12 protein-coding genes are annotated in these 13,629 nt (G+C 67.1%); 1 reads left to right on the forward strand and 11 read right to left on the reverse strand.

The window, feature by feature from the left end:
- Nucleotides 1-123: 123 nt before the first annotated feature.
- On the reverse strand, nucleotides 124-1,050 hold the full coding sequence (nac, locus tag BMY35_RS33875; RefSeq protein ID WP_093208927.1) for a nitrogen assimilation transcriptional regulator NAC: 927 nt from the start codon (nucleotides 1,048-1,050) through the stop codon (nucleotides 124-126).
- Between the two features lie 98 nt (nucleotides 1,051-1,148).
- On the opposite strand from nac, the gene BMY35_RS33880 reads away from it, so the two are divergent.
- Nucleotides 1,149-2,117, forward strand: coding sequence for a LysR substrate-binding domain-containing protein (locus BMY35_RS33880; RefSeq protein WP_093208929.1), 969 nt, complete (start codon nucleotides 1,149-1,151; stop codon nucleotides 2,115-2,117).
- A gap of 16 nt (nucleotides 2,118-2,133) precedes the next feature.
- On the opposite strand, the gene BMY35_RS33885 is transcribed toward BMY35_RS33880, so the two are convergent.
- The 10 genes from BMY35_RS33885 to BMY35_RS33930 all read right to left on the reverse strand — a co-directional run bounded on the left by BMY35_RS33885 (nucleotide 2,134) and on the right by BMY35_RS33930 (nucleotide 13,512).
- Nucleotides 2,134-2,850: an HpcH/HpaI aldolase family protein gene (locus BMY35_RS33885; protein ID WP_093208932.1), complete on the reverse strand. Its 717-nt coding sequence runs from the start codon at nucleotides 2,848-2,850 to the stop codon at nucleotides 2,134-2,136.
- 15 nt (nucleotides 2,851-2,865) lie between these two features.
- Nucleotides 2,866-3,666, reverse strand: coding sequence for an SDR family oxidoreductase (locus BMY35_RS33890; RefSeq protein ID WP_093208934.1), 801 nt, complete (start codon nucleotides 3,664-3,666; stop codon nucleotides 2,866-2,868).
- Entirely contained in the window at nucleotides 3,666-5,354 is a 1,689-nt protein-coding gene (locus BMY35_RS33895; RefSeq protein WP_093208937.1) for a hydantoinase B/oxoprolinase family protein, read from the reverse strand. Before BMY35_RS33895 ends, BMY35_RS33890 begins: the two co-directional genes overlap by 1 nt.
- Nucleotides 5,355-5,366: 12 nt before the next feature.
- Nucleotides 5,367-7,457, reverse strand: coding sequence for a hydantoinase/oxoprolinase family protein (locus BMY35_RS33900; protein WP_093208939.1), 2,091 nt, complete (start codon nucleotides 7,455-7,457; stop codon nucleotides 5,367-5,369).
- Nucleotides 7,458-7,498: 41 nt separating this feature from the next.
- Complete coding sequence (locus tag BMY35_RS33905; protein WP_007836487.1) at nucleotides 7,499-8,227, reverse strand: branched-chain amino acid ABC transporter ATP-binding protein; 729 nt, start codon at nucleotides 8,225-8,227, stop codon at nucleotides 7,499-7,501.
- A 17-nt stretch (nucleotides 8,228-8,244) separates the two neighbouring features.
- Complete coding sequence (locus BMY35_RS33910; RefSeq protein WP_093208942.1) at nucleotides 8,245-9,018, reverse strand: ABC transporter ATP-binding protein; 774 nt, start codon at nucleotides 9,016-9,018, stop codon at nucleotides 8,245-8,247.
- On the reverse strand, nucleotides 9,008-10,042 hold the full coding sequence (locus tag BMY35_RS33915) for a branched-chain amino acid ABC transporter permease (RefSeq protein WP_093208944.1): 1,035 nt from the start codon (nucleotides 10,040-10,042) through the stop codon (nucleotides 9,008-9,010). The genes BMY35_RS33910 and BMY35_RS33915 overlap by 11 nt, the downstream gene beginning before the upstream one ends.
- Before the next feature lie 13 nt (nucleotides 10,043-10,055).
- Nucleotides 10,056-10,928 carry a branched-chain amino acid ABC transporter permease gene (locus BMY35_RS33920; protein ID WP_093208947.1) on the reverse strand — a complete coding sequence of 291 codons (873 nt, stop codon included), beginning with the start codon at nucleotides 10,926-10,928 and terminating at the stop codon, nucleotides 10,056-10,058.
- Between the two features lie 34 nt (nucleotides 10,929-10,962).
- Nucleotides 10,963-12,165: an ABC transporter substrate-binding protein gene (locus BMY35_RS33925; RefSeq protein ID WP_093208949.1), complete on the reverse strand. Its 1,203-nt coding sequence runs from the start codon at nucleotides 12,163-12,165 to the stop codon at nucleotides 10,963-10,965.
- A 129-nt stretch (nucleotides 12,166-12,294) separates the two neighbouring features.
- Nucleotides 12,295-13,512, reverse strand: a complete 1,218-nt coding sequence (locus tag BMY35_RS33930) for an aspartate transaminase (RefSeq protein ID WP_093208952.1) — start codon at nucleotides 13,510-13,512, stop codon at nucleotides 12,295-12,297.
- Between the last annotated feature and the right edge of the window lie 117 nt (nucleotides 13,513-13,629).

Genomic DNA, 13,629 nt, shown 5'->3' on the forward strand with positions numbered 1-13,629 from the left:
TCTGAAATACACGCTTTGGACGAGCCATTGCAGCATGCTGAATCCGCCAATTTCGTCGGATCACGAAATCGGACTCACGGGAACTGAACAGCAACTTCGGTCGGCCGGTACTTCGGCAGCTTGTTAGTGGACCGTGTGCATGCCGCCACCCAACTCGAGGCGATTGACTAGCTCCATCAGGATGCCCTTGACGACCTGTGCAGGCTCCGACAGGGGCAGGTGATCCGAAGCGCATAGCGCCAGCGGAATCTCGATGTGCGGCGACACCAGCCGCCCGACATCGACCGCGGCCGTGGCCGCGACGGAGCGCGCGAGCGACACGGGCAGGATCGTCGCGCCCACGCCCGATGCGACCGCGGCGGACAGCGTGCTCGAAGACTCCATTTCGGCCACCACGCGCGGAATCATCTTCGCCGAGGCGAAGGCCCGGTTCACGCTGCGGCGCAGCTGGTTGTCGATGCTGGGCAGGAGCAGGTCCACGTCGCGCAGCTCGGCCAGCGCCAGCTCGTCGCCATCCATGCGCAGCATGCCGTGGGAGGCCACGACGCAGAGGTCCTCGGTGAGCAGCGGATCGAACGACAGGCCCCGCACCGCATGCTCGCCGCCATACAGAACGGCCATGTCCATGAGGCCGTTGCGTACCACGTCGCACAGCGTGGTGCCGAAGTTCTCGTTGATGTGCAGCATGAGCTGCGGATGCCGCTCCTGCACCGTCTGCAGCAGCGGCAAGGCCAGGCCCGAGGCCGCGGTGCCCGGCGCGAGACCGACCGACACCTGCCCCGCCAGGCTGCGCCCCGCATTGACGACATCGGCACGCGCCTGCTCGAACTGGCGCAGGATCAGTTGCGCGTGCCGGTACAGCACCATGCCGGCTTCCGTGGGCACCACGCCCTTCTGCGTTCGCAGGAGCAGGCGCTGGTTGAACTCGCCTTCGAGCGTGGCCAGCTGCTGGCTCAGCGCCGGCTGCGCGACATGCAGGACCTCCGAGGCTTGCGTGAGGCTGCCCACGTCGACGATCTTCACGAAATACTTCAACCGCCTGAGGTTCACCGGGTCTCCGTTGTGTTGCTGCTCTGTTGGCAAGCAAGCATCGAGCCACGAGTTGGCAGCGTCAACCGGGGTTACGATCAGTTCGCACCCGACTTCCCATGACGGTAAATTTCAAAACCCTCAAGAGCTTCGTGACCGCGGTGGACGCACGCAGTCTTTCCGCGGCCGCCGCGCAACTGAGCGTTGCGCAGCCGGCCCTGAGCCAGCACATCGCCTCGCTCGAGGAACACTTCAAACACAAGCTGCTGAACCGCTCCAACGCGGGCGTGACGCCCACGCCCGCGGGCAACGAGCTCTACCGCCAGGCGCAGATCATGTTGAGCCACCTCGAGCAGGTGGAGCGCGAGCTGATGAACCGCACGGACGAGAGCTTCGTCTCGGGCCCCGTCTCGGTCGGGCTGGCCACGTACAGCACGGCCTCGGCACTGTCGATGCCCTTGCTGCAGGCCGTGCGCAGCGCGTACCCGGGCGTCAACCTGTTCATCAACGACAACTTCGGCCTGGTGTTGAGCGAGATGGTGATGACCGGGCGCCTGGACATGGCGATCATCTACGCGGGCAGTCCCATGAAGGGGCTCATGCTGCAGCCGCTCCTGACCGAAGACCTGTTCCTGATCGCCCCGCCGGGCATGGAGCTGGAGCAGCACGACGACCAGACCATTGCGCTGCATGCGCTGGCCGGCATCGACCTGCTACTGCCGAGCCGCATGCACTTTCTGCGGCGAATGGTCGACGAGGCCTTTGCCCGCATCGGCGTGGTGCCGAACATCCGCGCCGAGATCGAGTCCGCCGAAACGCTGCGCCAGGCAATCCAGGCGGGCGTGGGCGCGACCATCCTACCTTCGGCGCTGGCGGACTTTCCGCCGGCCGCGAACCCGCCGGTGATCCGCCGGATCGTCGAACCCGGGCTGCAGGCCACCGTGTCGCTGTGCGTGCCGGACCACCTGCCGATGTCCGACCAGGCGCGCGCCGTGCTGGAGATCCTCCAGGAACAGATCGACAACCTGTTCGCGGCCGGACGGCTCGCGGGCATCCGCGTGCCGGAAGCCGCGCCGCCGCAGCCCTGATCGTCCGAAGCTCAGTTCAGTGTGCGGCGGCCGCCATCGGCTGCGACAGGCTGCGCATCGCCGCCACGCCTTCCGTCACGAACGGGTCCGCGTGGTAGTACAGCAGCTGCGCGCCCATCGACACCAGGTGTTCGACGTCCTGCTTCACGACCAGGGTGCCCGCGATCTTTCCTGCCGCGCGGATGCGCTGCAGCGTCTGGTCGATCAGGTCGAGCGCGGGTTGCGGGCGGCGCTTGCCCGGGGCCACCGCGGGCGAGTAGCCCATCGACTGAGACAGGTCGCCGGGCCCGACGAAGAACACGTCGATGCCTTCGACCGCCAGGATCTCGTCGAGGTTGCGCACCGCCTCGACCGACTCCACCATGCCGACCAGCAGCCTCGTCGCGTGATCGTCGGGGCAGGCATAGCGGAAGGTGTGCACCACCTGGCGCGCGATCTCCGCGGTGTGGATCAGCGGCACCATCACGCCGTCCGCACCCGCGTTGAGGCAGCGCGTGATGGTGGAGCGCTCCTGGTTCTGCGGGCGCGCTATGCCGAAGCCGCCGGCATAGCGCGCGGCCTTGGCCATGTGATGGATGTCCTCGAAGCTGGCGAGGCCGTGCTCGCAGTCGATGAAGACCGAGTCCGCGCCCGAGCGCACGAGCTTCTCGCACAGCGTGGGTGAAACATGGTTCGGGTTGACCATCAGCACGGAGTCGCCGCGTGCCAGGCGTTGATGAAGGGTGTCGCTCATGCTCTTTTGTCTCGTTCAGGGTTTGCCGGGTGTTCCGTCGGGGGCGCCGAGCCAGCGGCTGATCTCGATGTCGGGGCCCTGGTCGCGCGCGCGGGTCGGGCTGATCACCAGCTGCTCGATGGTGGTGCCCTGCGGCAGCGTGCAGGCCAGCAGGATGGCGCGCGCCACGTCGTCGGGCGCCACCATGGCGGCGCGCTCTTGCGCGCTCGGCGGGCGCACGCGCGTGTCCATGATCGGCGTGTCGACCTCGCCGGGCAGGATGGTGGTGGAGCGGATGTTGTTGTTGCGGAAGGTGCCGTGCACGAAGCCCATCAGGTTCGTTACCGCCGCCTTGGCCGCGCCGTAGGGCGCACCGCCCAGCAGGTTCGGGCGCACGGCAGCCAGTGAGGACACGGTCACGATGGTGCCGGCACCGGCATCGAGCATTCCCGGCAGCACGGCCTGGATCAGCACGTAGACCGCCGTCAGGTTGACCGACATGGCGGACTCCCAGTCGTCCGGCTCGATCCAGCGGATGTTGCGCACGCGGCTGGTGAGGCCCGCGTTGTTGACGAGGATGCCGATGGGGCCGACCTCCTTCTCGGTCCATTGCACCAGCGCGATGAGCTGCTCGCGCTCCTGCAGGTCGGCCTGCCGGGCCCAGGCTTCGCCACCGGCGCTCCGGATCTCTTCGACCACCGCCTGCAGCGGTCCAAGTCTGCGGCCCATCACGACGACGCGCGCGCCCTCTGCTGCGAGCATCAGCGCGGTGGAGCGGCCGATACCCGAGCCGCCACCGGTGACGAGTGCGACCTGTCCCTTCAGTGCGCCGGCCATCACGCCACCGCCTTCTGCGTTTCGGAGCCCGCCTCGGCCTCGTACCCATAGTCGGCCTGCGCGCCGGCCATGCTGACGAGGCCCTGGCGCAAGTCGTCTTCGACCAGGTCGCGCGAGCGCTGCTGCGCATCGCCCCAGCCGCCGCCGCCCGGCAGTTCGATCGTGAGACGCTCGCCCGGCGCCAGCACCAGCCGGCCTTTCGGGAACACGGCCTTGCCGTCGTGCAGCACCGCACCGTTGCGTCCGGCCTGGCCGCCCAGCACGCCGAGGCACGGGTACTTCACATGCTCGGTGCTCAGGTAGATGTTCATCTCGCGGTCCGACAGGTTGCGGATCACGCCGCGCTGGCCCAGCCCGCCGCGAAACTTGCCGGGGCCGCCCGAGTCCGGAATGAGCTCCTTGCACTCGGTGAGCACGGGCACCGCGAGCTCGTACATCTCGATCGGCGTCACGCGGCAGTTGGACGGAAAGCTCAGCGTGTCCAGGCCGTCCATCGACGAGCGTCCGCCCTGCCCGCCGTGGAAGTTCTGCGCGCTGCCGTAGGCCGTGCCGTCGGAGCGCTGGCCCTGGCAGTTGATGCCCCAGATCGGCGCGCCGCCGCTGTCGCCCATCGCGCCTTCGGGCACGACGTGCTGCAGCGCCTTGAAGATGAGGCTGGGAATGCAATGGCCCACGAGGTTGCGCGCGGCACCTGCCGCGTGCGGTCGCGGGTTGAGGATGGAGCCGGCAGGCGCCGAGTCGGTCAGCGCGACCATGCAACCCTCGTTGTTCGGCGTCTCAGGATCGAGCAGGCATTTGAGCGCATACACACTGTGCGCCACGCGGTAGTGCGGCACCACGTTGATGCCGCGCGCCACCTCGGGCGAGGTGCCGGTGTAGTCGACGTGGATGGAGTCGTCGCGCACCTCCACGCTCACGCACAGCTTCACGTCGGACTCGAAGCCGTCGATCGTCATGTCGGCCTTGTAGCTGCCGTTCGGCCAGGCCGCGATGGCCTTGCGCATGTGGCGCTCCGAGCGGCTGAAGATCGCCTCGCCGAGGCCGTCGCAGTCTTCGAGGCCGTACTCGTCCATGAAGCGCGTGAGCTCGCGGCTCATCACCTCGTTGGCGGCCACCATGCTCTGGATGTCGCCGCGCACCTCGTGCGGCAGGCGCACGCTGGCCTCGATGACGGCGAACACATCGGTGTTCGGCTTGCCGGCCTTGAACAGCTTGAGCATCGGGATGCGGATGCCTTCCTCGAACATGTCGGTCGAGTCCGGCGACTGCGGCCGGCCGCCGATGTCCGGCAGGTGGGCGATGCTGCCCGCATAGCCCACGATCTTTCCCTTGCGAAAGATCGGCGTGAGCATGACCATGTCCGGCAGGTGGCCGGTGCCGATCACCGGGTCGTTGGTGGCCAGCACGTCGCCGGGCTCCAGCGACTCGGGCGGAAAGGCCTTGAGGAAGTAGTTCTGCGCCGCCATCGGCAGCGTGGTGATGAACACCGGAATCGACCAGGTGCACTGTGCGAGCGCGCGCCCCTTGGCGTCCAGCAGCACGTTCACGTAGTCGTGGTTCTCGCGCACGATCGGCGAGAAGGCCGTGCGGCCAAGCGCACTGTCGGCCTGGTCGGCGATGAAGACCAGGCGGTCCCACATCACCTGCAGGGTGATCGGGTCGTTGAAGTCGGGTTTGAGCATGGACATGGCAAGAAGACCTCAGGACAAAAGCATGATCAGGTTGTGTTGGGCATCGAGCGAGGCGCTGGCGTTGGGCCCCATCACCACGGTCGACTCGCGCTGCTCGATGATCGCCGGCCCCTCGACCGGAACGCCGGGCACCAGCGCATAGTGGTCGTAGACCGGCGTGTCGACGTACTTGCCGAGCTCCGGGAAGAAGACCGGCCGCGTGCCCTTGCGTGCATCGCGCGCCACATTCGACTCGCCGCGCAGGCTTGCGAGCGAGACCGGCGCCTTCGGCCCGCTGGCACGCACGCGCCAGGTGATGACTTCCGCGTCGGTGCCGCTGACGGCGCGGCCGTACAGGGCCACGTAGTTGGCATGGAAGCGGGCCAGCAGCTCCTCGATGAACTTCGGGTCCGCCGGGTCCAGCTCCGGCAACGGCACGGAGATTTCGTAGCCCTGGCCCACGTGGCGCATGTCCACGGTGTACGAGTAGCTGATGTGGTCCACCGGCACCTTGCTCGCCAGCACCACTTCGCGCCCCTGGTCCGCGAGCGTGGCCTTCACCACGTTCACCGCGCTCGGATTCCATGCCGAGATGCGCATCGGCAGGCTTGCCGACAGGTCCGCCGCCACCGGCGCACCCAGCAGCCCGATGGCTGAGGTAACACCGGCGCCCAGCGGGCAGATCACTTTGCGGATGCCCAGCTTGCGGGCCACGCCGTAGGCATGCACCGGCCCTGCCCCGCCGAAGGCGATCAGCGGCAGGGCGCGCGGATCGACGCCGCTGTCGGTGGCCTGCATCGAGGCGGCCTCGGCCATGCTCTCGTTGACCATGTCGTGGATGCCCCAGGCGCAGCGCTCGAGCGAAATGCCGAGCTCCTTCGCGAGCCGTGCCATCGCCGATTCGGCGGCGGGCTTGTTGAGCGCGAAGTCGCCGCCCAGGAAGGAGTTTTCGTTCAGGTAGCCCAGCAGCAGGTCGGCATCGGTCACCGTGGGCTCCGTGCCGCCGCGTCCATAGCAGGCCGGCCCCGGCGCCGCCGCCGCGCTGCGCGGCCCCACGCCCAGGAGGCCGAGCTTGTTGCGCGCCGCGATGCTGCCGCCGCCCGCACCGATCTCGATCATGTGGATCGACTGGATCTTGAGAGGAAAGCCGCTGCCCTTGCGGAAGCGCTCGTGGCGGGCCACTTCGAGATCGTTGGCCACCATCGGCTGGCCGTTCGGAATCAGGCACAGCTTGGCGGTCGTGCCGCCCATGTCGAACGACAGCACGCTCGACTCGCCGGCCTGGCGCGCATAGTCCGCCGCCGCGACGGCGCCAGCGGCCGGCCCCGACTCGATCAACCGCACCGGTGTGCGCGAAGCCGACGAGCTCGGCACCACGCCGCCGCTCGACGTCATCCAGAGCAGCTGCCCTTCGACACCACGCTGCGACAGCTCGCGCTCGAGGTGGTTCACATGCCCGACCATCATCGGCCGCGTGTAGGCGTTGACGACGGTGGTCGAGGCGCGGTCGTATTCACGCACTTCGGGGCACACCGTCGAAGACAGCGAGACCGAGATGCCCGGCGCGACCTCGGCCAGGATCTCCGCCACGCGCCGCTCGTGCTGCGCGTACTTGTAGGCGTGCAGCAGGCACACGGCCACCGACTCCACCTTCTTGTCAAGCAGCATGCGGGCGATGGTGCGCACGCCGTCTTCGTCGAGCGCCTTGATCACCGTGCCATCCGCGGCAATGCGCTCTTCCACGCCGAAGCACAGCTCGCGCGACACCAGCGGATCGGGGTACTGGATGCGCAGGTCGTACAGGTCATAGCGCCCCTCCGTGCGAATGCGCAGCATGTCCTGGAAGCCGTCGGTGGTGATGAAGGCGGTGTGCACGCCGCGGCGCTCCAGCACCGCGTTGGTCACGACCGTGGTCGCGCCAAGAATCTGCAGCTGGCCGTTGCCTTTGGCCTTGCCGCTATCGCGGGCGCGCACCTTGGCCAGCAGTTCGTCCACGCCCTGGAGCACGGCGCGTGCGGGCGCGTCGGGCGTGCTCAAAACCTTGTGCAGCAGGATGGTGCCGTCGTCTTCCGTCATCGCGAAGTCGGTGAACGTGCCACCCGTGTCAAATGCCAGTTTCATGCCTTTCAGCTCCTTGAGTGTTCGGTTGAGATGTGTGGTGCTCAGGCAGTGGCCGCGTCGGATGCGCGCCTGCCCGTCATGAACAGTTCGCCCAGGTCGGCGGTGCTCAGCGCCTCGACCGGGCTGTCCCAGATGACCTTGCCCAGGCGTAGCACCACGGCGCGCTCTGCGGCCTCCATGGCCTTACGGGTGTTCTGCTCGACCAGCAGGATGGTTCGGCCGCCCTTGTGCAGGCGCTTGAGTTCGTTGAAGACCAGCGTGATCGCCTGCGGCGAGAGCCCAACCGAGGGTTCGTCCACCAGCAGGATCTCGGGGCGGCGCAGCACGGCCATCGCCATCTCGAGCAGCTGCTGTTCGCCGCCGGACATGTTGCCGGCGAGCTCGTTGCGGCGCTTGCGCAGAATGGGGAAGAGGTCGTAGACGTACTCGCGCTCGCCCTTCAGGTCGCCGCCCTTGATGGTGTACGCCGCCATCTCCAGGTTCTCGTCGATGGACATCAGCTGGAAGTTGCATCGGCCCTGCGGTACGTACGCAATGCCGTGGCCCAGCATCGCCTGCGGGCGCAGGCCCGCGATGTCCTTGCCCTTCCAGCGGATCGCGCCGCCCTTGTGGGTGGTCATGCCGAAGAGCGACTTCAGAAGCGTCGACTTGCCGGCCCCGTTGGGCCCCAGCAGCGTGACGAATTCGCCGTGCCGGATCTTCAGGTCCACGCCGTGCAGGATGTCCAGATGGCCGTAGCCGGCGCGGAGGTTGTCGATTTCGAGTTCCATGGTGTTGTTCTTTCGTGTCAACCGCCGAGGTAGGCCTCGATGACCTCCGGGTTGCGAACGACTTCCTCCGGCGTGGCGTCGGCCAGCTTGGCGCCCTGGTGCAGCACGACCACGCGGTGGCTGAGGTTCATCAGCACGTCGGTGTTGTGCTCGATCACCACGAAGGTCACGCCCAGCTTCTGGTTCGCGTGCTCGATGCACTGGATGACCTTCTCGATGAGCACGGGGTTGATGCCCGCCAGCGGTTCGTCGAGCAGGATCAGCTCGGGCTCGGGCATCAGCATCGAGGCGAACTGCAGCAGCTTCTGCTGCCCGCCGGACATGTTGCCGGCCGGCAGGTGCGCCACGCGTGCCAGCCCGGTCACCTCGATCAGTTCCTTCGCGCGTTCGCGCAGGGCCTGGATGCGCTTCCTGGCCGACGGCCCGACCCAGAAGGTCGACAGCACATTCGGAAAGCGCGACATCTGTCCGGCCAGCACGAGGTTCTCTTCGGAGTCCAGCGTCGGAAAGACCACCGTCTTCTGGAAGCTGCGCAGGAAGCGGCCCTCGCGGGCGATGCGGTTCATCGGCCAGCCGGTGATGTCCACGCCCTTGAGCAGCACGCGGCCCGCGTCGCTGCGCTGCAGGCCGGTGCAGCAGTCGAACAGGGTCGACTTGCCGGAGCCGTTGGGGCCGATGAGCCCCATCACCTCGCCGCGGCGGACTTCGATGTCCACGCCCTGGAGCGCCGCAACAGCGCCGTAGTTCTTGCGCAGGCCTTCGATGCGAAGCATTGCGGGTTCAGCGGACATCGCGCGGCCCCTTTCCGATACCGGCAATGCGTTCTGCCGCGCGCTGGAACAGCGGCGCCAGACCTTGCGGGAACAGGAACACCAGCCCCAGCAGCACGAAGCCGTAGATCACCATGCGCAGCTCCGGCGTAATGCGCAATGCCTCGGACACCGCCACGAAGACGAAGCTGCCAATGATGGCGCCCGGCACCTTGCCCACGCCACCGCCCAGCACGATGATCAGGATGGTGTTGGAGTAGTAGGCCTGGAAGACCAGCGGGCTCACGACCGTCGAGAAATGCGCGTAGAGGCTGCCGCCGAGCCCGGCGAAGACGGCGCTCAGCATGAAGACCAGGAGCTTGTAGGTCCAGGTCGGCACGCCCAGCGACTCGGCCAGCGTCTCGTTGTCGCGAATGGCAACCATGCAGCGGCCCGCGGGTGAGCGGATCAGTGCGACGAACGCAGCAACCGCCAGTGCGGCAACGGCGAGCACCAGGTAGAAGTACTCGGGCGCCTTGATGACGGTGTAGACCCAGTCGCCGAAGCCCAGGCGCGGCCGGGCCACGCCCGACAGCCCCATGTCGCCGCGCGTCAGGTCGATCCAGTTCTTCGACACCATCTGCGCGATGACCACCATGCCGAGCGTGCACATCACGAAGGAGGTGTCGCGCAGCCGCAGCGCCGGAATGCCCAGCGGCAGCGCGACCAGCCCGGCCACCAGGCCCGCGACCAGGAAGTTCACCAGGAACGGCGTGCCGAAGTGGATCGACATGAGGGCCGACGCATAGGCGCCGAGCCCGAAGAACACGCCCTGCGCGAGCGACAGCATGCCCGTGTAGCCCAGGATGAGGTTCAGGCCGAGTGCCGGCAGCAGGAAGATCATCGCGAGGACCATCGCGTGCAGGTAGTAGTCGCCGAGGAAGAGCGGCGCGCAAAGCAGCGCGACCACGCCGACGGCGCATGCGCTCCAGTTGACCGCGGCGACCCGGGCGGTCGGCAGACGCGGCGTGTCCAGCGTGGTGTTTGACAAGATTGCCTGTTTCATGACGTTGACGCTCTCAGAAGCGGGCCTTGCTGCTGAACAGGCCGTGCGGCCGGAACATGAGCATGAGCAGAAGCACGATGAAGCCGACGGAGTCGCGGTACTGCAGGCCGATGAAGCCGGCCACCAGGCTCTCGACGACACCCAGCAGGCAGCCGGCGATGAGCGTGCCGCGCACGTTGCCCATGCCGCCCATAACGATGACGGCAAATGTCTTCAGCGTGATCGACTCGCCCATGCCGCCGTAGATGCTCACGTTGATCGGCCCCGTCAGGATGCCGGAGAGCGCAGCGATGGCCACGCCGATCAGGAAGGTGCGGCGCACCACCTGCTCGACGTCGATGCCGTTGACCTGGCAGCACTCGATGTTCTGTGACACGGCACGAATCGAGCGGCCCAGGCGCGTGCTGCGCACCATCCATTCGAGGCCGGCGAACACCGCGAGGGTGACGACGACCAGGATCACGCGCTGCTGCGACATGCCGAAGTCGCCGAGCTCGATGGGTTCGAGCCAGCCGCCCGAGAACACCTTGTAGCCACCGCCGAAGGCCAGGATGACCACGTTCTGCAGGATGAGCGAAAGCCCCAGCGTGGCCAGCACGCCGGCCTGGAACGGTTGGCCGATGAGCCGCTGCATCACGCTGCGCCCGATCAGCACCGCGATCACGCTGACGATGGCCACGCCGCCGACGATGGCCAGGCTGTAGTCGGCCATCAGCTTCGACATGACCCACCAGGCCGCGAAGGTGCCCAGCATGTAGTACTCGCCATGGGCGAAGTTGATGGCCCGCAGCACGCCGAAGATCATCGTCATGCCGGCGGCCACCAGGGCGTAGACCGACCCGGTGATGATGCCGTTGACGATCTGTTCGAGAAGGAATGAGCTCACGGTGTTATCTCAGGCCGCAGAAGGCGCTTCTTCTTCACTTCGCGCCGGCCGCGTAGTCGACCTTGGTCGCGATCATTCCCTTGATGGCCGGCTTGCCGTCGGTGATCTCGAGCAGCACCATGGGCATCACCGCCTGGTTGTGGTCGTCGAAGGTCACGACGCCCATGGGGCTGTCGTACTTGATCTTCGCCAGGGCGTTGCGGATGTCCTCGGCCTTCAGGCTGTTGGCGCTCTTGATCGCGGCCACGACGAGGTTCAGCGTGTCGTAGTGCGTGTAGGCATGGTTGTTCGGCATCTCGCCGCCGTTGGCCTTCTTGTAGTCCTCGACGAACTTGAGGCTGCGCGGTGCGGGCACCTCGGGCAGCCAGGCGGCGGCCTCGACCGCGCCGTTCATGACCTTCGGCGCGGCGGCGATGGTTTCCTTGGTGTTGAACTCGCCGTTGCCGACCAGCGCGACCTTGCCGGCCAGCCCGAGTTCGAGCATCTGGCGGGCGATGATCGGGGTGGTGTCGGCCTGACCGTAGAGGAAGATGGCCTGCGCGCCCGAGCGGCGGATCTTGCTCAGCACCGAGCGGAAGTCGGTCTCCGAATCCTTGTAGTAGTCCTCGCTCAGGATCTCGGCGCCTTCGTACTTCGGCAGGTAGCGCTTGGTGAACTTGATGGCGCCGCGGCCGTAGTCGCTGTCGACCGAGAGCACCGCGAACTTCTTGAAGCCCTTGGTCTTCGACGCGTACTCCAGCACCGTCGCGGCCCGCACCTCGTCGGTCGGGTAGTTGCGGAAGGTCCACTTGAAGCCGCCCACGCCGGCCTTGTAGGTGATGTCGGGGTTCGACGAGGCCGCATTCACGAGCAGAACCTTCGACTCTTCGGCCAGTGGCTGCATCGCCAGCGTGACCGAGCTGCAGACGTCGCCGATGATCACTGGTGTTTTCTCCAGGCTGATCATGCGCTGCATGGCGGCCACGCCCTCCGCGGGCACGCACTGGCTGTCCCCGCTCACGAGCTCGATCTGCTTGCCGAGCACGCCGCCCGCGGCATTGATTTCCTTGGCGGCGAGTGCCGCGCCCTTGTTCGCGAAGGCGCCGTAGCGGGCATTGGGCCCGCTCATGGGGGCGATGACGCCGACCTTGAAGGTGTCGGTCTGCGCGCTGGCGGGGGCCAGCGTACAGAAGCCGGCGATCGCGGCAATGACCACCAGGGCCGCGCCGCGCAATCTCGAGTTCGTGGGGTAGCTCATTGCTTTTCTCCGGGTCATGGAAGGGTTGAAGGAATAGTAGGAAGAGGCTGCTGCGGCGGCCAATACGTTATGGACCTTCGCCTATAAGGATTCTTGATAGGCAAGGCCTGCAGGCCCACAGGCCGGGGATCAGGCGAGCTTTGCCACCGCCGAGGCGATGCGCCGGCAGCCTTCCTCGATCTGCTCGACGCTCGTGGCCGTCGACATGCGGAAGTAGGGCGACACCCCGTACGCCGTGCCCGCCAGCACCATGACGCCACCCGCTTCGAGCAGGTAGATCACGACGTCGTTGTCGGTCTCCAGCGTCTTGCCCTCGGGGGTTCGCTTGCCGATCAGGCCGCCGCAGTGGGGGTAGAGGTAGAACGCGCCGCCCGGTGCGCGGGCGCGAATGCCCGGAATGTCGTTGAGCAGGCGGGTCGCCTTGTCGCGGCGCTGCCTGTAGGTGGCAACCCAGCCGGGAAGAAAGGCCGCGTCGCTGTTCAGGGCCGCCACGGCGGCGGCCTGGCTCACCGACGAGGCACCGCTGGTCGACTGCGATTGCAGCATGTCCAGCGCCGCGATGATGTCCGCGGGGCCGGCTGCATAGCCGATGCGCCAGCCCGTCATCGCGTAGGTCTTCGACACGCCGTTCACCACCAGCGTGCGGTCGCGCAGGCCCGGCTCGATGGCCAGCAGATGGGGCGGCGCCGCATCGGTGAAGCGGATGTGCTCGTAGATGTCGTCGGTCAGCACCATGACCTGAGGGTGGCGCATCAGCACGTCGGCCAGAGCGCGCAGCTGTTCGGCGGTGTAGGTCGTGCCCGTGGGATTGGTGGGCGAATTGAAGACCAGCCAGCGCGTGGCGGGCGTGATGGCCGCTTCGAGCGCCTCGGGCGTCAGCCGGAAATCGTCTTCTTCCTTGCAGGCCACGGTGATCGGCGTGCCGTCGCAGGCCAGCACCATGTCGGGGTACGACACCCAGTATGGCGCCGGCACGATCACTTCGTGCCCTTCTTCGACCGTTACCGACAGCGCATTGAACAGCGCATGCTTGGCGCCCACCGTGACGATGATCTCGCGCGGGCTGTAGGTCAGGCCGTTCTCGCGCAGGAGCTTGGCCGCGATGGCTTCGCGCAGGGCCAGCGTGCCGGCGACGGGCGTGTAGCGCGTCTCACCGCGTTCGATGGCCGCGCAGCCTGCTTCGCGGATGTGCGCGGGCGTGTCGAAATCGGGCTCGCCGATGGCGAGGTTGATGATGTCCTTGCCGGCCCTGCGCAGCTCGGCGAACCGGTCCGCAGCGGCGCTGCTGGGGGAGGGCTTGATGCGGCGGATGCGCCTGGAAATTCGGGACGGGCTGGACGGGCTCACGTGACTTCCTCTTCGACGTCGATGTTGGAGCCATGACGGTAGGAGCGTCCCGGTGCTAGCGCAAAGACGGACTTGTTCTAGGGGTGACGCATTTCCTTATGGAGCATGCCATCGTCC

The organism is Variovorax sp. YR750 (assembly GCF_900109805.1).
Classification (GTDB): domain Bacteria; phylum Pseudomonadota; class Gammaproteobacteria; order Burkholderiales; family Burkholderiaceae_C; genus Variovorax; species Variovorax gossypii.

Excerpts from the sequence above, each read along its gene's own strand:
- BMY35_RS33880 (WP_093208929.1), top strand. The coding sequence starts at position 1,149 with ATGACGGTAAATTTCAAAACCCTCAAGAGCTTCGTGACCGCGGTGGAC.
- BMY35_RS33885 (WP_093208932.1), bottom strand. The coding sequence starts at position 2,850 with ATGAGCGACACCCTTCATCAACGCCTGGCACGCGGCGACTCCGTGCTG.
- BMY35_RS33890 (WP_093208934.1), bottom strand. The coding sequence starts at position 3,666 with ATGGCCGGCGCACTGAAGGGACAGGTCGCACTCGTCACCGGTGGCGGC.
- BMY35_RS33895 (WP_093208937.1), bottom strand. The coding sequence starts at position 5,354 with ATGTCCATGCTCAAACCCGACTTCAACGACCCGATCACCCTGCAGGTG.
- BMY35_RS33900 (WP_093208939.1), bottom strand. The coding sequence starts at position 7,457 with ATGAAACTGGCATTTGACACGGGTGGCACGTTCACCGACTTCGCGATG.
- BMY35_RS33905 (WP_007836487.1), bottom strand. The coding sequence starts at position 8,227 with ATGGAACTCGAAATCGACAACCTCCGCGCCGGCTACGGCCATCTGGAC.
- BMY35_RS33910 (WP_093208942.1), bottom strand. The coding sequence starts at position 9,018 with ATGTCCGCTGAACCCGCAATGCTTCGCATCGAAGGCCTGCGCAAGAAC.
- BMY35_RS33915 (WP_093208944.1), bottom strand. The coding sequence starts at position 10,042 with ATGAAACAGGCAATCTTGTCAAACACCACGCTGGACACGCCGCGTCTG.
- BMY35_RS33925 (WP_093208949.1), bottom strand. The coding sequence starts at position 12,165 with ATGAGCTACCCCACGAACTCGAGATTGCGCGGCGCGGCCCTGGTGGTC.